The 21,281-nt window shown below is 71.8% G+C and carries 19 protein-coding genes and 1 tRNA gene; 9 read left to right on the top strand and 11 right to left on the bottom strand.

All coding sequences use genetic code 11. The annotated features are described in order from the left end of the window. Positions 1 to 12: 12 nt before the first annotated feature. The 6 genes from BM288_RS08190 to BM288_RS08165 form a co-directional block, all read right to left on the bottom strand. Positions 13 to 780 (bottom strand): LmeA family phospholipid-binding protein, encoded by a 768-nt coding sequence (locus BM288_RS08190; protein ID WP_092917641.1) that lies wholly within the window; start codon positions 778 to 780, stop codon positions 13 to 15. Between the two features lie 290 nt (positions 781 to 1,070). Further along, a tRNA-Gly gene (locus tag BM288_RS08185) sits at positions 1,071 to 1,141 on the bottom strand. Positions 1,142 to 1,200: 59 nt separating this feature from the next. Next, positions 1,201 to 1,518: a GNAT family N-acetyltransferase gene (locus tag BM288_RS08180; protein ID WP_177220304.1), complete on the bottom strand. Its 318-nt coding sequence runs from the start codon at positions 1,516 to 1,518 to the stop codon at positions 1,201 to 1,203. A 52-nt stretch (positions 1,519 to 1,570) separates the two neighbouring features. Further along, on the bottom strand, positions 1,571 to 2,458 hold the full coding sequence (locus BM288_RS08175; protein WP_092917637.1) for a TerC family protein: 888 nt from the start codon (positions 2,456 to 2,458) through the stop codon (positions 1,571 to 1,573). 50 nt (positions 2,459 to 2,508) lie between these two features. Then, positions 2,509 to 3,558: a lipoate-protein ligase LplAB gene (locus BM288_RS08170; RefSeq protein ID WP_092917635.1), complete on the bottom strand. Its 1,050-nt coding sequence runs from the start codon at positions 3,556 to 3,558 to the stop codon at positions 2,509 to 2,511. 190 nt (positions 3,559 to 3,748) lie between these two features. After that, entirely contained in the window at positions 3,749 to 4,192 is a 444-nt protein-coding gene (locus BM288_RS08165; protein ID WP_092917633.1) for a DoxX family membrane protein, read from the bottom strand. A 185-nt stretch (positions 4,193 to 4,377) separates the two neighbouring features. Between BM288_RS08165 and BM288_RS08160 the strand changes: the two genes are divergently transcribed. Further along, entirely contained in the window at positions 4,378 to 5,211 is an 834-nt protein-coding gene (locus BM288_RS08160; protein ID WP_092917631.1) for a helix-turn-helix domain-containing protein, read from the top strand. 46 nt (positions 5,212 to 5,257) lie between these two features. Here BM288_RS08160 and BM288_RS08155 read toward each other — a convergent pair whose 3' ends face one another. Next, positions 5,258 to 6,136 carry an alpha/beta hydrolase gene (locus BM288_RS08155; protein WP_092917629.1) on the bottom strand — a complete coding sequence of 293 codons (879 nt, stop codon included), beginning with the start codon at positions 6,134 to 6,136 and terminating at the stop codon, positions 5,258 to 5,260. 26 nt (positions 6,137 to 6,162) lie between these two features. Then, entirely contained in the window at positions 6,163 to 6,738 is a 576-nt protein-coding gene (locus tag BM288_RS08150) for a TetR/AcrR family transcriptional regulator (RefSeq protein WP_092917865.1), read from the bottom strand. Positions 6,739 to 6,798: 60 nt separating this feature from the next. On the opposite strand from BM288_RS08150, the gene BM288_RS08145 reads away from it, so the two are divergent. Continuing rightward, a complete protein-coding gene (locus BM288_RS08145; RefSeq protein ID WP_092917627.1) occupies positions 6,799 to 7,704 on the top strand; it encodes an alpha/beta fold hydrolase in 906 nt (301 codons plus the stop codon). A 77-nt stretch (positions 7,705 to 7,781) separates the two neighbouring features. On the opposite strand, the gene BM288_RS08140 is transcribed toward BM288_RS08145, so the two are convergent. Continuing rightward, the gene (locus tag BM288_RS08140; protein ID WP_318255415.1) at positions 7,782 to 10,040 is read right to left on the bottom strand and encodes an excinuclease ABC subunit UvrA; all 2,259 of its coding nucleotides are present in this window, start codon (positions 10,038 to 10,040) and stop codon (positions 7,782 to 7,784) included. Positions 10,041 to 10,313: 273 nt separating this feature from the next. Between BM288_RS08140 and BM288_RS08135 the strand changes: the two genes are divergently transcribed. Continuing rightward, entirely contained in the window at positions 10,314 to 12,002 is a 1,689-nt protein-coding gene (locus BM288_RS08135; protein WP_177220243.1) for a thiamine pyrophosphate-dependent enzyme, read from the top strand. Here BM288_RS08135 and BM288_RS08130 read toward each other — a convergent pair. Beyond that, entirely contained in the window at positions 11,999 to 12,577 is a 579-nt protein-coding gene (locus BM288_RS08130) for a GNAT family N-acetyltransferase (RefSeq protein WP_318255414.1), read from the bottom strand. The genes BM288_RS08135 and BM288_RS08130 overlap by 4 nt on opposite strands. A 300-nt stretch (positions 12,578 to 12,877) precedes the next feature. On the opposite strand from BM288_RS08130, the gene BM288_RS08125 reads away from it, so the two are divergent. The 3 genes from BM288_RS08125 (at position 12,878) to BM288_RS08115 (ending at position 17,390) form a co-directional block, all read left to right on the top strand. Further along, complete coding sequence (locus BM288_RS08125) at positions 12,878 to 14,185, top strand: uracil-xanthine permease family protein (protein WP_092917623.1); 1,308 nt, start codon at positions 12,878 to 12,880, stop codon at positions 14,183 to 14,185. A gap of 131 nt (positions 14,186 to 14,316) precedes the next feature. After that, positions 14,317 to 16,035, top strand: a complete 1,719-nt coding sequence (gene poxB / locus BM288_RS08120; protein ID WP_092917621.1) for a ubiquinone-dependent pyruvate dehydrogenase — start codon at positions 14,317 to 14,319, stop codon at positions 16,033 to 16,035. Between the two features lie 80 nt (positions 16,036 to 16,115). Next, entirely contained in the window at positions 16,116 to 17,390 is a 1,275-nt protein-coding gene (locus BM288_RS08115) for an MFS transporter (protein ID WP_092917618.1), read from the top strand. An 80-nt stretch (positions 17,391 to 17,470) separates the two neighbouring features. Here BM288_RS08115 and BM288_RS08110 read toward each other — a convergent pair whose 3' ends face one another. Then, a complete protein-coding gene (locus BM288_RS08110; protein ID WP_318255413.1) occupies positions 17,471 to 18,781 on the bottom strand; it encodes an FAD-dependent oxidoreductase in 1,311 nt (436 codons plus the stop codon). A 183-nt stretch (positions 18,782 to 18,964) separates the two neighbouring features. On the opposite strand from BM288_RS08110, the gene BM288_RS08105 reads away from it, so the two are divergent. Genes BM288_RS08105 through BM288_RS08095 form a run of 3 tightly spaced genes read left to right on the top strand, consistent with a single transcriptional unit; the run spans position 18,965 to position 21,263 of the window. Continuing rightward, on the top strand, positions 18,965 to 20,149 hold the full coding sequence (locus tag BM288_RS08105; RefSeq protein ID WP_092917859.1) for an LLM class flavin-dependent oxidoreductase: 1,185 nt from the start codon (positions 18,965 to 18,967) through the stop codon (positions 20,147 to 20,149). Continuing rightward, on the top strand, positions 20,149 to 20,766 hold the full coding sequence (locus BM288_RS08100; RefSeq protein WP_092917616.1) for a CE1759 family FMN reductase: 618 nt from the start codon (positions 20,149 to 20,151) through the stop codon (positions 20,764 to 20,766). Before BM288_RS08105 ends, BM288_RS08100 begins: the two co-directional genes overlap by 1 nt. Further along, on the top strand, positions 20,763 to 21,263 hold the full coding sequence (locus BM288_RS08095; RefSeq protein WP_318255412.1) for a MarR family winged helix-turn-helix transcriptional regulator: 501 nt from the start codon (positions 20,763 to 20,765) through the stop codon (positions 21,261 to 21,263). The genes BM288_RS08100 and BM288_RS08095 overlap by 4 nt, the downstream gene beginning before the upstream one ends. Positions 21,264 to 21,281 lie beyond the last annotated feature (18 nt).

Here is a 21,281-nt window from a genome sequence, read left to right as displayed (position 1 = left end):
CGGCGGACGGCGTCAGCAGGTGCCGGGCTCGCGCAGGGCCGGGTCGCTGAGGATGCCGCCGTCGATGTCGAAGTCCGCGACGAGCTCCTCGCCGGTCACCTCGATCGACTGCAGGGCCAGCGCGGCCGGCAGGTGCTCGGCGATGCACAGGCGGCGATCCTCCAGGAGCGGATCGAGCAGGCCGAAGAGCTGGCCGCGCAGCTGGTCGGCGGTGACCGAGGCATCGCCGATGGTGCCCTCGGCCGGCGTGAGCACGATGTCGCCCTCAGCGACGGAGGGCCCGAACGCCACCCCCACCGGGATGGTCGCGCCGAGGATCTGGACCTCGCCCGAGGCGGTGACGTTCGGCGCCGCGAGCCCCACCGTCTCGGCGGGGAAGCCGTCGATGGTCGCGAGCAGCGTGCGCAGCTGCTCGGGCGTCATCCGCACCTCGGCAGTGGCGCCTTCGGCGGGCGCGTCGCCGCGGATCGGCACGCCCTGCGCCTCCACGCGCACGTCGCCGCCGACCGGACCGACCGCGACGTCCTGCGACGCGACGCGCACCTGATCGAGCGTGCCGGTGAGCAGCTGCGGCAGGAGGATGCCGTCGACCTCCACGTCGATCGGGTGGTCGGCGGGCAGGGCGAGCTGGTCGGCGACGGCCGAGCGGATCATGCCGGGCACCACCTGCCGGGCGACCAGCTCGGCGACCACGACGAGCGCCGCGACGACGACCAGCAGGATCACCAGCACGAGCAGTCCGCGCCCGCGCTTGCGGCGGGTGGCGCCGGTGGCGGTCACGCGCGGCCCCGAGCGGTCGAGCGGCAGACGGATGCGGTCATCCAGCGATCGTAGGGCTGCCCGCTCCGCGTCCGCCGAGAGCCGCGGCAGCGGAGCCGCGCGAACGACAGAAGGTTGCCCTCCCGGCCGAAGTGGACCTCGAGCCGCTGCACGCTGCTCGAGCTGCAGCAGCTGGGGCTGCCCCAGACCGTGCCGCGGCCGGTCGCGGTCGTGCGGCAGATCCTGGGGGAGGAGAAGGGAGCGGACGGTGGCCTCTGCGTGACCGTGGCGACGCGCTGGAGCCCGAGCAGAGCGGATGACGGGAATCGAACCCGCGCTATCAGCTTGGGAAGCTGAAGTTCTACCATTGAACTACATCCGCATGGCCGCGCTCGGTGTGCACCGTGCGGCTGCGACCAGTGTACGCGACGCCGCCGGGCGTCAGCCCTCGTAGGCGTGCGCGACCAGCGACTGGTGCTCCGGGTGCTTGCCCAGCCAGGACTGCACGAACGTGCACTGGGGCACGATCTTGCGCCCCGCATCCGTCGCATCCTGCATCGCGAAGCGCGCCAGCGAGCTGCCGATGCCGTGCCCACCGAACTCGTCGCCGACCACCGTGTGCTGCAGCACGCGGCTGCCGTCGGCGTCGTCGACGTACGAGAGCACACCGGCGAGACGATCGCCCAGATGCGCCTCGTAGCGGCCGCGATCGGTGTCATCGCCGACGACGACGTGGGTCTGGCCTGCCTGCTCGCTCATGGCCCCATCCAATCGGTTCTCGGCACGGCCGACAAGGGTGGGCGGATGCGGCTCAGGCGCCGCGCGGTCCGTCCGCGTCGGCCGCTCGGCCCGTCTCGCCCGTCTCGCCCGTCGCGCTCGAGCCGAGCTCCGCAGGCTGCTGCGCATCGCCGACCTCGCCGCTCGCACCGGTGGCGTACGTGCGCAGGTGCAGGCGCACCGAGTCGTCGGCCTTGCCCAGGCGCTTGCGGCGGCGCGCCGCGGCCCACAGGTTGAGCCCCTCGACGAGCACCGCGAACACCATCGGCCCGTAGATGAAGGCCTTGTCGATGTGGAAGCCGAAGCCCTCCGCGATCAGGAAGACGCCGATCAGCAGCAGGAACGACAGCGCCAGCATCTTCACCGTCGGGTGGCGGTTGACGAAGTCGAAGATGTACTTCGCCGAGAACAGCAGGATGCCGAACGAGACGACCACCGTGGTGATGATGACGATCATGTTGCTCGTCATGCCGACGGCGGTGATGACCGAGTCGAGCGAGAAGACCAGGTCCATCGCGAGGATCTGCGCGAGCACAGCGCCGAAGGTCGCCTTCGCGGCGCCGGAGCCGTGGCTCTCCTCCTCGCCCTCGAGCTTCAGGTGGATCTCGTGGATGGCCTTGTAGAGCAGGAAGCCGCCGCCGCCGATCAGGATCAGCTCGCGGCCCGAGAACCCCATCCCGAAGACCGTGAACAGCTCCTCGTTCAGCGTGATGATCCAGCCGGCCAGCAGCACCAGGCCGACGCGCATCACCATCGCGAGCGTCAGGCCGAGGGTGCGTGCCTTCGCCTGCTGCGACTTCGGCAGCTTCGCGGCGAGGATCGAGATGAAGATGACATTGTCGACGCCGAGCACGATCTCGAGCACGAACAGCGTCAGGAAGATGGCGAGCAGGTCGGGCGTGAGAACGAGCGAGAAGTCCATGGTGCCGCGATTCTACGGACGAAGGGTGACGCGAGGCTGGGCGGCGCGCGCTACGGCACCCGGTGCAGCCATTCCTCGGTGCCGAACTTGGTGCGGATGCGTTCGGTCGCGGTCTGGAGCTCGGCATCCGTGAGTGCGCCGTCGGCGCCGCCGAACAGCCTGCGGAAGGTGCCCTTGAGCGCCTCCTGCACCGCGGCCTTCTCCATGCCGGTCTGCGACTTCAGCGGGTCGACGCGCTTCTTCGCGCTCGTGGTGCCCTTGTCGCTCAGCTTCTCCTTGCCGATGCGCAGCACCTCGGTCATCTTGTCGGCGTCGATGTCGTACGACATGGTCGCGTGGTGCAGCACCGCGCCCGAGGCGAGCCGCTTCTGCGCGGCGCCGCCGATCTTGCCCTTCGCGCTGGTGATGTCGTTGAGCGGCGCGTAGAACGCGTCGATGCCGAGCGCCTTGAGCGCCTCGATGACCCACGCATCCAGGAACGCGTAGGAGTCCTGGAAGCTCATGCCCTGCACCAGGTCGCCCGGCACGTAGAGCGAGTAGGTGATGGCGTTGTCGGGCTCCGAGAACATGGCGCCGCCGCCGGTGATGCGGCGCAGCACCGGGATGCCGTGGCGCTCGGCCGCCTCGGGCTCGACCTCGTTCTTGTAGCTCTGGAACGAACCGAGGTAGACCGCGGGGCCGGCGAGGTTCCAGAAGCGCAGCGTCGGGCCGCGGCGGCCGGCGCCGACCTCCTCGGTGAGCACCTCGTCGAGCGCGACGTGCAGCAGCGGCAGGCGCGGCTCGTCGTCGATGATCGTCCACTCGTAGTCGGCGAACGAGCTGGCGTGCTGCAGCGCGCGGCGGATGGCGACGCCCACCGACTCGGGCGTGAAGCCCAGCAGTGTCGCATCGGCCGGCAGCCCCGCCTTGATCGCCTCGCCGATCTCGGTGGCGGATGCGGTGGCCGGCAGGCCGTTCACGGCTGCGTCGATCGCCCCCAGCGCCTCGTCCGGCTCGAGGAAGAAGTCGCCCGCGAGGCGGAAGTCGGCGATGCGGCCGTCCCGCTCCTCGAGGTCGACCACCACGAGCTTGCCGCCGGGGACCTTGTACTCGCCGTGCATGGGTCCAGCCTACGGCGGCCGCGTGCTGCGGCGACGTGCGCGGACCTGTTCGAGATCCCGGGACCCGCTGGAACAGGTCCCGCAATCTCGAACAGGTCCACCTTCGTCGAGCGCCTGCTCGAACAGGTCCACCGATCCCGAACGGGTCCCCCAATCCCGAACGGGTCCACGGCTCCGGGTTCGCTCCCGCTCAGTCGCGACGGGCGCGCCCGTCGTGCTCGCGCGCGAGCAGTGCCAGCGCGAGGGCGCCGGCGAGCAGTCCGACATCGCGCAGCGCGACGTCGAAGTAGCCCGGCAGCGTCAGCAGGTTGACGATGATGCCGAGCAGCCACGCTGCCACGACGAGCCCGCCCCAGCGAGGCGCGATCGCGACGAGCAGGCCGGCGGCGATCTCGATGATGCCGATCCCCCACATGGCGAACTGCGCATCGCCGGGGATGACCCCGTCGATCCAGGGCGCGAGGTACTGCGTCCAGTCGGTGAGCAGATTGGTGAACTTGTCGATCCCGAACAGGATCGGCGCGACCGTGAACGCCGATCGCAGCAGCAGGAATGCCCACGCCGCGGGACTCCGTCTGCTCGCGATGCCGCTCGCGGTGGTGGTGCTCCCGGTTGACGACACTGTCGTGGCCATGGCACCGCTCCTCTCATGAAGGATCCGCCGCCGGTGCGATCCGTCTGCGGATCAAATTCTAACTGTCATTGATCCGCACGATAGACCCGGAGTACTCTAGCGTCAAGATCCCCGACCGATAGAGACCTGCCGGCAGAGGACCCGACCACGCAGCCGCGACCGCCACCGACCAGGAGGAGCCGAAGATGCCGCTCGACGACGACGTCACCGCAGTCGGCGCGATCGCCGACGATGCCCGCCGCGAGCTCTACCGCTACGTCGTCGCGCAGCCGCAGCCGGTCGGCCGCGAGGAGGCGGCCGCGGCCGTCGAGATGCCCGTCCACCGCGCCCGCTTCCACCTTGAGAAGCTCGAGCAGGCCGGGCTGCTCGAGACCGACTACGCCCGCCCCGCCGGCCGCGGCGGCCCCGGCGCCGGGCGCCCCGCGAAGCGCTACCGGCGGGCTGACCGCTCGGTCGCCGTCTCGCTGCCGCCGCGCGAGTACGACCTCGCGGGCTCGCTGCTGGCGACCGCGATCGACGCCGCCGCCGCCTCGGGCGAGCCGGTGACGGATGCGGTGGCCCGCGTCGCCGCCGCACGTGGCCGGGCGCTGGGTGCCGCCGGCCGCGAGCAGCACGCTGCCGCGCCGCTCGAGGCGACCGGCCGCGATGCGCGGGAAGCCCAGCGCGCACCTCGCGAGGCGACCGGCAGCGACGCGCGGGGAGCGCGCGAGACGGGCGGCAGCCATGCGCTGGGAGCCGAGCGGGCGACGAGCGAAGCGGAGGGCGACGCGCTCGACGTCGCCGCGGCGGTGCTCGCCGAGCACGGCTACGAGCCGCGCCGCACCGAGCGCGGCATCGAGCTCGCGAACTGCCCCTTCCACGAGCTCTCCCGCTCGCACACGCGACTCGTCTGCGGCATGAACCGGGCGCTGCTGGGCGGCGTCACCGAGACGGTGGCGCCCGGCGAGCTGCGAGCCACCCTCGACCCGGCACCCGGCCGGTGCTGCGTCGTGATCGAGCCGGAGGCATCCGCCCCCTGAACCGGCGCAGGCTCCGGCGCGCTCGGCGCTCCCGGCGCGAACCGGCTCAGCCGGCCGCGGGGAAGAGGCGCGCGTCGAGCCACTCGACGAGGTCGTCGAGCACCTTGGCGCGGTTGATCTCGTTGACGATCTCATGCCGGGCGCCCGGGTAGACGATCACCGTCACGTCCCGCAGGCCGCTGCGGCGGCGGTATGCCTCGCCGAGCCGCTGCAGCGACTTCGTGCCGCCGAGCGAGTCGTCGGATCCGCCGGCGATCAGCACGGGCAGATCGGTGCGGATGCCGCGCGACGGCACCCCGTACAGGCGCGCCCCCTCGATGGGCCCGAACAGCGGCAGCGGCTTGGCCGGGAAGGTGAGCGGGTCCTCGACGAAGGCGTCGACCACGTCCTGGTCGCGCGAGAGCCATTCGTAGCCCGTCTCGCCCAGGTGCTTGTGGCGGGCATTCAGGTCGCCGGCATTCATCCAGCCCGGCATGCGGTACGAGGTGCCCGTCAGGATCGCGGCGTCGACGAGCTCCGCCCGGCTGTTGAGCAGGATCTGCGTCGAGAGCGAGCCCCACGAGTGGCCCAGGATGGCGACCGGCAGGCCGGGGTGCTCACCGCGGATGCGGCGCAGCGTGGTGGCGAGGTCGCCCACCACCGCGCGCATGCCGCCTGCCCCCAGCTTGCCGAGCTGCGACAGGTCGCCACCGTGCTGCTCGACGCCGGTGGCGCCGTGGCCGCGCTGGTCGATCGCCCACACGGCGTAGCCGGCGGCGACGAAGCGCTGGGCGACGTGCTCGTAGCGCAGCGCGTGCTCGCCGAGCCCGTGCGCGATCAGCAGCACGCCCTTCGGCTTGCCCGGCTTCCACGTGTAGCAGTGGATGGTCACGCCCTGCAGGTCGACGAAGGTCGACTCTGCGCGCAGGGCGGTGAACTTGGGCATGCCCGGATTGTAGAACGGCGTCGCCGCTATTGGCGCATCGCGGAGCCGTCGCCGAGGGCGCCGCGCACCGCGACCGCGATCGCCGGACGAGGGTCGGATGCGTCGTGCCGCGCGATGCGGTGCAGGATCAGTCCCTCGCAGACCGCCATGAGCGCCTCGGCCGCGACCGCCGGCTCGGCGGCATCGAGCGCGCGGAGCGCGACGACCGTCGCGTCCACGTAGCCGGCGCGGGAGGCGCTCAGCCTGGTGCGCAGGCGCGGATCGTGCGCGGCCTCGAGGAACAGCACGTGCCGGGCCGCGGTGAGCGCTCGCGCCGGACCGGTGACGGCCTCCACGAGCCCGGCCAGCGTCTCGACGAGCTCGTCGCCCGTGGCTGGGTGGAGTGCCAGCACGCCCGGCATCTCTGCGGCCACGATGCCGTCGACCGCCCCCTCGAGCAGCGCGGCCCGGGTGCGGAAGTGGTTGGACGTCGAGCCCTGCGGCAGGGCGGCGCGCTCGTCGACGCGGCGGTGCGTCAGCGCCTTCGCCCCTTCCGTGCCCAGCAGCTCGAGCGCGGCAGTGACGATGCGATCGCGGGTGCTGGGCTGCGCAAGGGTGACCATCGTGTCCACGATACTACGTCGGTAGTAGCGCAAGTACTACGATCGTAGTATCATGCCTGCATGAGCACCATCACCCGCGGCGAGATGCCACATGTGGCGGGCGTGACCCATCACCGCATCCGGGTGGACGACCTCGACGTGCATGTCGCGGAAGCCGGCCCCGCGAGCGGCGCGACCGTGCTGCTGCTGCACGGCTCGCCCCTCCACTGGCTCGAGCAGGCCGATGTCATGACGGCATTGGCGGACGGGCGCGGCGGTGCCGCACATCGCACGCTCGCGCCCGACGCGCGCGGACTCGGCTGGTCGACGGGGTCGTCGCGGCGCATGGACGAGGCGAGGCACGTCGCCGACGTGCTGGGCCTGCTCGACGCGCTCGGCCTGGAGCGCGTGCACCTCGTCGCCCAGGACTTCAGCATGTTCGCCAGCTGGCGACTCGCGTTCAACCACCCGGACCGCATCGCATCGCTGGTCGCGGTGGAGTCGGTGCACCCGTGGACGCGGCCCAGCGCCGCCATGCTCCGGCAGGCGTGGCGGCTGTGGTTCCAGCCCGTCATCGCGGCGCCCGGCCTCGGGCCGCGCGTGCTGCGCTCGCGGCGGCAGCGCCTGATGCGCCACCTGCTCCATTACGGAGGACACCGGATGCCGGCGGCGGCGCTCGCCTCGTTCCTCGAGCGGATGCGGCAGCCGGAGGTCGCGGCCGGCCTCTCGGCGATCTATCGACAGCTGATCCTGCCGGGCATGGCTGCGCTCCCGAAGGGCGCCTACGACGGCCGGCATCTCTCCGTGCCCACCAGGATCCTTGTCGGGCTCGACGACCCCGTGCTGCGCATCGACGCCCTCGGTCCATGGCGGGGAACCGCCGACGACCTGCAGGTGCGGCCCGTGGAGGGCGCCGCGCACTACCTGGCGATCGAGCGCCCCGACGCGGTGGTCGCCGCGGTGCGCGAGCTCACGTCGGCCGCCTGAGCGCGCGCAGCCGGCGCGGCCGCTGCCGGCGCCCCGCGGAGCCGCGAGCGCCGGGGCCGCGATCGGGCGGCCGGCGGTCAGGCGGGGGCGAGCCGCTTCGCCAGGTGCCGGCCGGTGAGGGAGTCGCCGGGCTCTGCCGCGAGCGCCGCCGGCGTGCCCTCGTAGACGATCCTGCCGCCCTGCGCGCCGGCGCCGGGACCGAGGTCGATGATCCAGTCGGCGCGCGAGACCACGTCGAGGTTGTGCTCGATGACGATCACCGTGCGGCCCGCATCGACGATGCGCTCGAGCAGCCCGATCAGGTTGTCGACGTCGGCCATGTGCAGGCCCGTGCTGGGCTCGTCGAGCACGATGGTCGCCGAGTCGCTGCCGAGCTCGATCGCCAGCTTCAGCCGCTGCCGCTCGCCGCCGGAGAGGGTCGAGAGCGTCTGTCCCAGGCGCACGTAGCCGAGCCCGACGTCGAGCAGGCGCGTGAGCATCGGCTGCACCGCCTTCTCGGTGAGGAAGGCCTGCGCCTGCTCGACCGACATCTCGAGCACGTCGGCGATGGAGGCGCCCCGCAGCTCGTACTCGAGCACCTCTGCGGTGAAGCGCCGCCCGCCGCAGAGCTCGCACTCGGTCGCGACGCTCGCCATGAAGGAGAGGTCGAAGTAGATCACGCCCAGCCCCTTGCACTCCGGGCAGGCGCCCTCGGAGTTGGCGCTGAACAGCGCCGGCTTCACGCCGTTGGCCTTCGCGAAGGCCTTGCGGATGGGCTCGAGGATGCCGGTGTAGGTCGCCGGATTCGACCGCCGCGAGCCCTTGATCGCGCTCTGGTCGACGAAGGTGACGCCGTCCCGCGGCAGCGAGCCGTGGATGAGCGACGACTTGCCGGAGCCAGCCACCCCGGTGACGGCTACGAGCACGCCCGTGGGAACATCCACATCCACCCCCGTCAGGTTGTGGGAGCGCGCGTCGCGGATCTCGAGGCGCCCGGTGGCCTCGCGCACCGACTGCTTGATCTGCTGCCGGTGCTCGAGGTGCTCGCCGGTGCGGGTGCCGGAGCCGCGCAGCTCGGCGAAGGTGCCCTGGAAGACCACGGTGCCCCCGTGCGTGCCGGCGCCCGGCCCCATGTCGACGATGCGGTCGGCGATCGCCATCACCTCGGGCTTGTGCTCGACCACCAGCACCGTGTTGCCCTTGTCGCGCAGCCGTTGCAGCAGGCCGTTCATGCGCTCGACGTCATGCGCGTGCAGGCCGGCGGTGGGCTCGTCGAACACGTAGGTGATGTCGGTCAGCGCCGAGCCCATGTGGCGCACCATCTTGGTGCGCTGCGACTCGCCGCCGGAGAGCGAGCCGGCCGGCCTGTCGAGCGAGAGATAGCCGAGTCCGATGGCGTCGAAGGTCTCGAGCAGGTCGACCAGCTTGGCGCGCAGCGGGGCGGTGCCGGCGCCGCCGGCCTCGGTCGGGATCGAGGCGATGAAGGGCGCGAGCTCAGTGAGCTGCATCGCGGTCGCCTCGGCGATCGTCCTGCCCTGCACGCGCACCTCGCGAGCGCGCGCGTTCAGGCGCGTGCCGCCGCACTCCTCGCACGGGCCGAACGAGGCCGCCGCCTCGACCGCGGCCCGCAGCGTGGGCTTCATCGTGTCGCGCTCCTTCGCGAACACCGACTTGCGCAGCTTGGGGATGAGGCCCTCGTAGGTCAGGTTGAAGCCGGCGAAGGCGACCTTGCGCTCCTCACCGTGGAGGAAGGTGTGCAGCTCGTCCTCGCTGTAGTCGGCGATGCGCTTGTCGGGGTCGAGCAGGCCCGACTCGGCGTACTGCTTCCAGTACCAGGTGCCGTGCGTGTAGCCGGGGAAGCCGATCGCGCCGTCGTTCAGGCTCCTCGAGCGGTCGACGATGGCGTCCACGTCGATCGTGGACACCTGCCCGATGCCCTCGCAGGCAGGGCAGAAGCCCGCCGGGTCGTTGAACGAGAAGTAGGCCGAGGAGCCCAGCTGCGGCGTGCCCACCCGCGACCACAGCACGCGGAGCATCGTGTACGCATCCGTCGCCGTGCCGACCGTGGAGCGGTTGCTGGCCCCCATCGGGTCCTGCCCGACGAGGATGGCGGCCGTCAGCCCCTCGAGGCCGTCGGCCTCCGGCTGCGGGGCGGGCGGCATGAAGCCCTGCACGAAGGCCTCGTAGGTCTCGTCGATGAGCCGGCGCGACTCGGCGGCGATGGTGCCGAAGACCAGGCTCGACTTGCCGGAGCCGGACACCCCCGTGAAGACGCTCAGCTGCCGCTTCGGGATGTCGAGGTCGACGGACTGCAGGTTGTTCTCGCGCGCCCCGCGGACGCTGATGTGCTCGCTCACGCGTCGACGGTACCCGGCGGCGCCCACGCCGTCACGGGGCAGCAGGAACCGCGGGTGCTTGCACCCGGGACAAGAGTGGGCGATCTTTCGCACCACTGCGTCATGGCCCGCGGTTCGCGGCTGCCTACGCTCGAGAGCAGCACGGCACCACCGTCTCCCCCGCGAACGTCCGCGAACCCTGGACGCACGGAACCGCACCGCCCCGCCCGCAACGACGCGAGGCATCCGGGGCATCGCCCCTCTCCTTCCGCGCTGTCGAAACTTGGAGTCGTCTTGACACAGCTCATCTCTGCGCCCGCCCCTGACGCCGCACCCGCCACCGCTGCCCCCACCACTGCTACGGCGGGGCACGAGATCGTCCGCGTGCTTGAGGAGCACGGCATCCGCCGCACCTTCGTGGTGCCGGGCGAGAGCTACCTCGAGGTGCTCGACGGGCTGCACGACTCGTCGATCGAGACGGTCATCTGCCGGCACGAGGGCGGCGCGGCGTACATGGCGGAGGCCGAGGGCAAGCTCGGGCAGCTGCCGGGCATCGCGATGGTGACGCGCGGGCCCGGCGCCGCCAACGCGCTCGTCGGCGTGCACACCGCGTGGCAGGACTCGACGCCGATGGTGCTCTTCATCGGCCTGATCCCGCTCGCGCACCGCCACAAGGAGGCGTTCCAGGAGTTCGACGTCGATGGCTGGTTCGCGGCCGGCGCCAAGAGCGTCGTCATCCTCGACGTCGCCGAGCGCGCGCAGGAGGTGGTCGCCGACGCGCTCTTCCTCGCGCAGGCGGGCCGCCCCGGGCCGGTCGTGATCGGCCTGCCCGAGGACGTCATCCGCGAGACGATCCAGCGCCACCCCCAGCCCGCGCTGCCGGTCGCCGAGGGCGGCATGACCGCCGGCGACCTCGAGGCGCTGCGCGACGCGCTCGAGACCGCCGAGAAGCCGCTGTTCGTCACCGGCGGCAGCGACTGGGACGCCGAGGCCTCCGCGCGCCTGACCGGCTGGCTCGAGCAGCACCGCCTGCCGGCAGTCGCCGAGTGGCGCACCGAAGGCATCGTGCCCTTCGACTCGCCCAGCTACGCGGGCCCGATCGGCTACGGCCGCCCGAAACCCACGCTCGACGTGCTCGAGGAGTGCGACCTGCTGGTCTTCGTCGGCACGCTGCCCGGCGACGTCGTCACCAACGGCTTCCTGGTGCGGCAGGGCTGGGAGCGCCGCAACTTCCTGGTCTCGATCGACCCCACCCTGCGCGGCCGCTCGGGCGCCGTCAGCCACCACATCCTCGCCCGGCCCGGCGCGTTCGCCCGCGACCTCGCGCGCATCGAGCTCGCCCCCGATGCCGCGCGGGCCGACTGGACGGCGCGCCTGCGCGAGCAGCAGCGCGCCTTCAGCGCCCTGCCCGCGCGCACGCCGAAGCCGGGCCCCGCATCCATGGACACCGTGATGGCGCACCTGGTGCCACAGCTCGAGCACGACGCGCTCGTCACCTTCGGCGCCGGCGAGCACACCAACTGGGCGCACCGCTACTTCCCCACCCGCAGCTACCCCTCGATGATCAGCTGCGGCAACGGCTCGATGGGCTATTCGATCCCCTCGGCGGTCGCCGCCTCGCTGCACTTCCCCGAGCGGCAGGTCGTCTCAATCGCCGGCGACGGCGAGTTCCTCATGAACGGCCAGGAGCTCGCGACCGCGAAGCAGCTCGGCGCGACCCCGCTGGTGATCGTGGTCGACAACCAGGAGTACGGCACCATCCGCACCCACCAGGAGCGCCGCCACCCCGGCCGCGTCTCCGGCACGCAGCTCGAGAACCCCGACTTCGCGATGCTCGCGAACGCGTACGGCGGCTTCGGCTTCCGGGTCGAGACCGACGCCGAGGTGCCCGCCGCGGTCGAGCAGGCGCTGGCCCGCTGGCGCGCGGGCGAGCGCTTCGTGCTGCTGCACGTGCTCACCGAGCAGCGCTCGCAGGCGTATTAGGCGGATGCGTCGGCTCGGCCGCGCAGGTCGAGCCGGTACGGCGTGGTGGTGGAGACCTGCAGGAAGCCGCTGCGCTCGAGGATCGGCCGCGAGTCGTCCGAGGAGTCGCTGTTCATGAGCGTGAAACCGCTGCGCAGCGCGGAGCGGGCGCGCTCGGCGGTGAGCGCCCGGTAGATGCCGCGGCCGCGCCATGCCGCGAGCGTCGCACCGCCCCAGAGGCCGGCGAAGTCAGTGCCCGCGACGGGCTCGAGCCTGCCGCCGCACACCATCCGGCCGTCTGCCTCCGCCGCCCACAGCTCCATCAGCGGGTCGACCGCGAGCCGGGCGGAGAGGGCGCGCGCCATCGGCTCGACGGGGATGTCGAACACCTCGCCCTGCAGCGCGCTGAAGGCCAACACATCGGCCTCCTCCCGCACCGTGCGCAGCGTCACGCCGGCGAGCAGCGGCACATCCACGGCGAGGCTCGCGGCCGTGCCGATCATGATCGACTCGGGCTCATCGGGCTCGAAGCCGTGCGCGAGCAGCGCCTCGTGCAGGCCCGGCGCGCGGTCGTGCCCGCGGGTCTTCCAGTCCACGTGTGAGACCTGCGGGTCGGCACGGCAGTGCGCCAGCGCATCCGTCACCAACGCCTCGATGCTCGCCTCGTCGGCCGGTCGATCGCGAGCGCGCTGGGCGCATCGGGCCGCCCGCGCAGCTGCTCGTCGTAAGCGGCAAGGAGTCTCGAGCGCTCATCCATCGCCTGCGATGGAACCACAGGCGGGCCGCGCACGGCTACGCTCCGAAGGACGGCCTGCCGCTGCCGCCGCCGGACAGCACCTCGGCGCACCTCGCGCGGCGGCCTGCCGCCCCGCCCCCGCACCGCATCGAGAGGCCCCATGTTCACCTGGCGCACGCGCGACGACGCGACCCTGTCCGCGACCGACATCGTCTACCCCGAGGAGCGCCTCAGCTGGGGGCGCACGATCGGCCTCGGCATGCAGCACGTGGTCGCCATGTTCGGCGCCACCTTCCTGGTGCCCATCATCACCGGCTTCCCGCCCTCGACGACGCTGCTGTTCTCAGGGATCGGCACGATGCTGTTCCTGCTGATCACCAAGAACCAGCTGCCCAGCTATCTCGGCTCGTCCTTCGCGTTCATCGCGCCGGTCGGCGCCGCGACCGCGATGGGCGGGCACGGCTTCGCACTCGCGGGCATCGTGCTGGTCGGCCTGCTGCTGGCGATCGTCGGCGTCATCGTGCACTTCTCGGGCACCCGCTGGCTGGGCGCCGTCATGCCGCCGGTCGTCTCCGGCACGATCGTGGCGCTCATCGGCTTCAACCTGGCACCTGCGGCACGCGACAACTTCGCGAAGGACCCGCTGCTGTCGGTCATCACGCTCGGCGCCGTCATCCTCACCGCCGTCCTCTTCCGCGGACTCATCGGCCGCCTCGCCATCCTCGTCGGCGTCGTCGTCGGCTACGCGGTCGCCGCTGCGACGGGCACGATCGACTGGCAGCCGGTCGCCGACGCCGCATGGATCGGCCTGCCCGAGTTCACGATGCCCGCGCTCGACCCGGCGCTGCTGCCGGCGCTGCTGATGTTCGTGCCCGTCGTGCTGCCGCTCATCGCCGAGAACCTCGGTCACGTGAAGGGCGTCGGCACGCTGCTGCACCGCGACCTCGACCCGCTCGCCGGCCGCACGCTCTTCTCTGACGGCATCGCCACCACGGTCGCAGGCCTCTTCGGCGGCTCGGCCACCACCACCTACGGCGAGAACATCGGCGTGATGAGCGCCACGCGCGTCTTCTCGACCGCCGCCTACTGGGTGGCCGCGTTCACGGCGATCCTGCTGGGCCTGAGCCCGAAGATCGGCGCGATCATCTTCGCCGTGCCCGCCGGCGTGCTCGGCGGCGTCACCACCGCGCTCTACGGGCTCATCGGCATCATCGGCGTGCGCATCTGGATCGAGAACCAGGTCGACTTCTCGAAGCCGCGCAACCAGTTCGCCGCCGGCGTCGGCCTGATCGTGGCGATCGCGAACTTCACGCTGTCGGCCGGCACGCTGCTGTTCGAGGGCATCGTGCTCGGCACGGTCGCGACGCTCGTGATCTACCACCTGATGGCGGGGCTCGAGCGGCTGCGCGGGGGCGACCGCGAGGTGCGGGCGGATCACGCGCCCCCCGCAACCGATCCGGCGAACTGAGCCCACCGCATCCGCCAGCCGGCCCTGCACAGCGTCGGTTGAGGTTCTGCGTCCTCCGCAGCCGCAACTCGGACGCAGAACCTCAACTGAAGGGCCTGTCGCGCATCAGGTGCGCGTGCCATGGTGGCGGCATGGGAACGGTTGCCGAGAACATCGTCCAGACGCTCGTGGCCAACGGCGTGCAGCGCGTGTACGGGCTGCCCGGCGACTCGCTGAACGCCTTCACGGAGGCGATCCGCGTCGAGGACCGCATGGAGTGGGTGCACGTGCGGCACGAGGAGACCGCCGCCTTCGCCGCCGGCGCCGAGGCCGAGATGACCGGCGAGCTCGCGGTGTGCGCCGGCAGCTGCGGGCCCGGCAACCTGCACCTGATCAACGGCCTCTACGACGCCAACCGCAGCCGTGTGCCGGTGCTGGCGATCGCCGCGCACATCCCGACCGTCGAGATCGGCACGAACTACTTCCAGGAGACGCACCCGCAGGAGCTCTTCCGCGAGTGCTCCGTCTACGTCGAGTACGTCGCCGACCCGAAGCAGATGCCGCGGCTGCTCGAGATCGCGATGCGGGCCGCGATCGAGCAGCGCGGGGTCGCGGTGCTGGTGATCCCGGGCGATGTGGCGATGGCCGAGATCGCCGACGACCGGCGCCGCATCATCCGCCGCTCGCACTCGACCACGGTGCCGCTGCCGATGCACCTGCTCGAGGCCGCCGACGTGCTGAACCACGCGCGCACGGTGACGATCCTCGGCGGTGCGGGGACCGCGGGCGCGCACGCCGAGGTGCTGGCGGTCGCCGAACGGCTCGGCGCGCCCATCGTGCACGCGATGCGCGGCAAGGAGCACCTCGAGCACGACAACCCGTACGACGTCGGCATGACGGGGCTGCTGGGCTTCGCGAGCGGCTTCCGGGCGATGAGCGACGCGGATGCGGTGCTGCTGCTGGGCACGGACTTCCCCTACCCGCAGTTCTACCCCGACGCGCAGTACGTGCAGGTCGACATCCGCGGCGCGCAGATCGGCAGGCGGCATCCGGTCGACGTCGCCCTGGTCGGCGGTGTGGGCGAGACGCTGCAGGCGCTGCTGCCGCACCTGGAGCAGAAGGACGACCGGCACCTGAAGGACGCGCAGAAGCACTACGCGAAGACCCGCGAGAAGCTCGACGACCTGGCGTCGCCGGCGCGCAAGGGGCAGCCGGTGCACCCGCAGCACCTCGCCCGGCGCATCAGCGAGCTGGCCGCGGACGACGCCGTCTTCATCCCGGACGTCGGCTCGCCCGTGGTCTACGCATCCCGGTACCTCACCATGAACGGCAGACGACGGATGCTCGGCTCGTTCAACCACGGATCGATGGCGAACGCGGTGCCACAGGCGATCGGCGTGCTGGCGCAGGATCGCACCAGGCAGACCGTCACGCTCTCGGGCGACGGCGGCGTGACGATGCTGCTGGGCGACCTGCTGGCGCTGACGCAGAACCGGCTGCCGGCGAAGATCGTGGTGTTCAACAACTCCTCGCTGAACTTCGTCGACCTGGAGATGAAGGCGGCGGGGCTCGTGCCCTTCGCGACCGAGCTCGAGAACCCGAGCCTCGCCGGCGTCGCGGAGGCGATGGGCATCAAGGGCATCAGGGTGGAGGACTCCGCGGGCGTCGACGCGGCGCTCACCGAGGCCTTCGCGCACGACGGACCGGTGCTCGTCGACGTGGTGTGCGACTCGCAGGAGCTGACCATCCCGCCGTCGATCGCCTTCGAGCAGGCGAAGGGCTTCGCGCTCTACGCCATCCGCACGGTACTGTCAGGCCGCGGCGACGAGCTGCTCGATCTGGCCCGGACCAACTGGCGCCAGCTCTTCTGAGCCGGCCCGCGCGGCCGGGGCGCGCGGACCCGGCCGTGCGGCCTCTGTCGCCACGGGCATCCGCGTGCCACTGTGGGCACATGCCGACCGCCAGCCGCGTGCAGGGCACCTACTACGTGCTGGTGCTCGGCAACACGCTCGCGGCCTCCTTCATCTGGGGCATCAACACGCTGTTCCTGCTCGATGCCGGGCTGACGAACCTCGAGGCGTTCACCGCCAACGCGTTCTACACGATCGGTGTGCTGATCTTCGAGATCCCGACGGGCGTCGTCGCCGACACGATGGGGCGGCGCTGGTCATACGTGCTGGGCTCGGCGACGCTCGCGGTCACCACCGGCCTGTACTGGCTGATGTGGCTGTGGGAGGCGCCTTTCTGGGGCTGGGCGCTCGCGTCGATGCTGCTGGGGCTGGGCTTCACCTTCTTCACCGGGGCGGTGGATGCGTGGCTCGTCGACGCGCTGCAGGCGACCGGCTACGAGGGGTCGCTCGAGAAGATCTTCGGCCGCTCGGTCGCGGTCTCGGGCGGCGCAATGCTCGTCGGCTCGGTGCTCGGCGGCGTGGTGGCGCAGCTGACCGACCTGGGGGTGCCGTTCCTGATGCGGGCCGGGGTGCTCGTGCTGATGGTGGTGATCGCCGGCCTGCTGATGCGCGACCTCGGCTTCACGCCCGACCGCAGCGAGGGGCCGATCAAGGCCACCCGCACGGTGCTGCGCGCCTCGCTCAAGTACGGGCTCGGCAACCCGCCGGTGCGCTGGCTGATGCTCGCGAGCCCGTTCACGGCGGGCGTCGGCTTCTACGCCTTCTACGCGCTGCAGCCGTACCTGCTGGAGCTCTGGGGCGACCCCGAGGCGTACTCGATCGCCGGCCTCGCCGCTGCGCTGCTGTCGGGCTCGGCCATGGCGGGCGGCTTCCTGGCGCCGGTCGTGCGGCGCTGGTTCCGCAAGCGCACCTCGACGCTGCTACTCTCGGCGGTGACGAGCGTCGTGGTGCTGCTGGGCATCGGCCTGGCCCAGAACTTCTGGGTGGCGATCGCGCTGGTCGCCGTCTGGGGCGTGATGACGTCGATCGACGACCCGGTGCACCGCGCCTACCTGAACGACATGATCCCCTCGAAGCAGCGCGCGACGGTGCTCTCGTTCGACTCGCTGATGGGCTCGGGCGGCAGCGCCATCGCGCAGCCGATCCTGGGCCGCTCTGCCGACATCGGCGGCTACGGCTTCTCGCTCGTGCTCAGCGGCATCATCTCGGCAGCGGCGATCCCCTTCGTGCTGCTCAGCCGCGCGCAGCACGCCCCGGCCGACACCGCGACCGCCACGCTCGAGGGCCCCTCGATCGACCCGGCGACCAGCGTCTGAGCCAATCTCAACGTGTCAGGTGCGCACACGCCGCACTCCCTGCGTCGAACGAGCACCTGACACGTTGAGATCGGGACTGCTCAGGCGAAGCGGGCCGGGTCGAGGAAGCCGATGTCGGTGAAGGGCGCCTCGCCGACGGTCAGCTGCGCCGCGAGCTCGCCGAGCGCTGAGGCGTGCTTGAACGAGTGGCCGGAGCAGCCGCCGGCGACGACGACGCGGTCGGACGCGTCCCGGTCGCCGGATGCGTCCCGGTCGCCGGATGCGCCACGGTCGCCGGGTGCGCCACGGTCGCCGGATGCGCGCAGGCCGCTGGATGCACCCGGGCGGCCGAGCACGAACTGGCCGTCGGGCGTGTGGGCCATGATGCAGGTGGTCGCCTCTGCCGGCTCGGGGTCGAGGTCGGGCAGGGCGGCCGCGACGAGCGCCTGGATGCCGTCGGTCTCGCCGGCGTGGATGTCGCGGTCGATCGCATCCGGGTCGTCGGCCTCGAAGGGTCCGTCGAACTCGGGCCCGACCTTCGCGAGGTCGCCGGCGAGCGCGCCGTGGCCCCAGATCCAGTGCTCCTCGCCCGGCGGCAGGCCCGGCACGCTGCGGATGAACACGTGCAGCCGATCGGCCGAGGCCTCGTGGCCCTCGCGAGCCCCGAACCACGTCATCACCACCCGGTGCGGCGTGATCGGCAGGGCGGGCACGAGCTGCGGCAGCCAGGGGCCGGCTGCCAGCACCACGCGGCGCACCCGCAGCTCACGACTCGCGGTGCCGCCAGCCGCTGCCGTCTCGCTGGCCGCATTGCTCGGCTCGCCGCCCGCGAGACGGACGGTCACGCCGTCGGCGTCGGGCTCGATCGCGAGCACGCGCTCCCCGGTGCGGATGCGCGCGCCCGCCGCCCGGGCGGCATCGACCGCCGCGACGATGGCGGCCTCGGGGCGCAGCACGCCGGCCTCCGGATCCCACAGCCCCACATCGCCCGGGTCGAGGCGCGCATGGCCCGGCAGCCGGCGGGCCAGCTCGTCGGCGTCGAGCCGCTCGACCGGCAGCGCGTGCACGCGGGCGGCCGCGAGCGTGCCGTCGATGATGCGGGAGCCCGGCTGGCCGATCATGATGCCGCCGGTCTCCAGCAGCAGCTCCTGCCCGGCGGCGGCCTCGAGCTCGCGCCACAGCTCCCTCGCCCGGCGAGCGATCGGCACCAGTCCGGGATGCTCGAGGCACGCGACGCGGAAGAGTCGCGTGCGCCCGCGCGAGCCGCCCCAGACGTGGCCGGGCTCGTGCTGGTCGATGCCGATGACGTCGAGTCCGCGGGCGGCAAGGCGCCAGGCCGCGCTCGAGCCGATCGCGCCCAGCCCGACCACCGCGACGTCTGCGTCGAAGCCGCGCACCGCATCCGTCGTCATACCCGAACGCTACGCGCCCCCCCCATCTCAACGTGCCAGGTGCGCACTCGCTGCACGCCATGCGCCGAAGCATCACCTGGCACGTTGTGGACGCCGGGAATAGGGTGCCCACATCACCCGTTGCACATATTGTTCAACTTTGAAAGACTTGCCTCCGCGACGGAAGGACCACCCATGAGCAGCATGCAGTTCGGCATCTTCTCGGTGAGCGACATCACCCAGGACCCGACGACCGGCAAGACCCCCAGCGAGCACGAGCGCATCAAGGGCTGGATCGCGATGGCCAAGAAGGCCGAGGAGGTCGGCCTCGATGTCTTCGCCACCGGCGAGCACCACAACCCGCCGTTCTTCTCGTCGAGCCCGACGACCACCCTCGGCTACATCGCGGCGCAGACCGAGCGGCTCATCCTCTCGACCGCGACGACGCTCATCACCACCAACGACCCGGTGAAGATCGCCGAGGACTTCGCGATGCTGCAGCACCTGAGCGACGGCCGCGCCGACCTCACGCTCGGGCGCGGCAACACCGGCCCCGTCTACCCGTGGTTCGGCAAGGACATCCGCGACGGCATCGAGCTCGCGATCGAGAACTACGCGCTGCTGCACAAGCTGTGGCACGAGCCGGTCGTCAACTGGCAGGGCAAGCACCGCACGCCGCTGACGGGCTTCACCTCGACCCCCGCGCCGCTCGACGGCGTCGCGCCGTTCGTCTGGCACGGCTCGATCCGCTCGCCGCAGATCGCCGAGCAGGCCGCGTACTACGGCGACGGCTTCTTCCACAACAACATCTTCTGGAACAAGGAGCACACCGAGCGCATGGTGCGGCTGTACCGCTCGCGCTTCGCGCACTACGGCCACGGCGAGCCCGAGCAGGCGATCGTCGGCCTCGGCGGCCAGGTCTTCATGAAGTCGACCGAGCGCGAGGCCAAGGAGCGCTTCCGTCCATTCTTCGACGTCGCGCCCGTCTACGGCCACGGCCCGAGCCTCGAGGACTTCACCGAGATGACGCCGCTCACCGTCGGCACGCCCGAGCAGGTCATCGAGCGCACGCTGTCCTTCCGCGACTACGCCGGCGACTACCAGCGGCAGCTGTTCCTCGTCGACCACGCCGGTCTGCCGCTCGAGGAGGTGCTCGAGCAGATCGAGATCCTCGGCACCGAGGTCGTGCCGGTGCTGCGCCGCGAGTTCGACCGTGTGCGCGCCGACGGGGTTCCGGATGCGCCCACGCACGCCGCGCGCGTCGCCGCGGCCCGTGAGGCGGGCACCCAGATGGGCGAGCAGGGCAACGCCTGGCAGGAGGGCGCCCGCACCGACCTCGACGCGGCACTCGACACTGGCGCCGCCATCGCCCGGCAGGCAGGCGAGTGATGACCAACCCCCGCATCGTCGTCGTCTCCGCCGGTCTCGGCGAGCCGTCGAGCACCAAGCTGCTCGCCGACCGGCTGCGCGACGCCACGCTCACGGCGCTCACCGCGCACGGCCAGCACGCCGATGTGGTCGATGTGACCCTCCGACCGCTCGCGCAGGACATCGCGAGCCACATGCTCACCCACAACCCCACCGATGCGCTCGCGGCCGCCATCAAGGAGGTCATCGACGCGGAGGCGATCATCGCCGTCACGCCGACGTTCAACATGAGCTACTCGGGGCTGTTCAAGTCGTTCTTCGATTGTGTCGAGGAGGGGCAGCTCGCCTCGATCCCGACGGCGCTGGGCGCCACCGGCGGCACGGCCCGCCACTCGATGGTGATGGACACCGCCATGCGGCCGATGTTCGCCTACCTCAAGGCGCAGGTGGCGCCGACGGGCGTGTTCGCCGCGGCCGAGGACTGGGGCAGCGCCTCCGGCCTCGACCGCCGCATCGCCCGCGAGGGGCAGGAGCTCGCCGACCTGATGGTCGCCATGCCGCGCCGCCGCGAGGCCGACCCCTTCGACACCGAGGGCGACGCCTTCGTCTCCTTCGAGCAGATGCTGGGGCACGCGTGAGCCCCCGCGCGGTCGCCCTGCGCGCCTGGCGCGGCTACATCGAGGGCTCGCAGCTGCTCATGAACGAGCTCGAGCGCCGCATGAAGGCCTCGTCCGACCTCGACCTGGGCGACTTCAACGTGCTGCTGGTGCTGTCGGAGGCGGACGGCGACCGGATGCGCATGGGCGACCTGGCGCGCGCGCTCGCGTTCGCGCCGGGCCGGCTGACGTACCGCGTCACCGCGCTCGAGCGCGAGGGGCTGGTCGCACGTGAGCCCAGCGAGGCCGACCGTCGGGGCACGGATGCGGTGCTCACCGATGCGGGTCGCGTGCGACTGCGCAAGACGCGCCCGGTGCACGCCCGCCACGTCGACGAGCTCTTCCTGGGCGACCTCGACCCGGAGGCGATCGCCGTGCTCGACCGCGTCTTCGGCCCGCTGCGCGCACGGCTGCTGGAGCGCTGCGCGGACACCACCGGCATCGACACCACCGAGGCCGACACGCCCGCTTCCGACTGACCTGCGGGCGAGTCCCAG

It is taken from the genome of Agrococcus baldri, assembly GCA_900114805.1.
Taxonomy (GTDB): domain Bacteria; phylum Actinomycetota; class Actinomycetes; order Actinomycetales; family Microbacteriaceae; genus Agrococcus; species Agrococcus baldri.
Note: the sequence above shows the minus strand (reverse complement) of the source record. Positions and strands in the feature narration are given on the sequence as shown.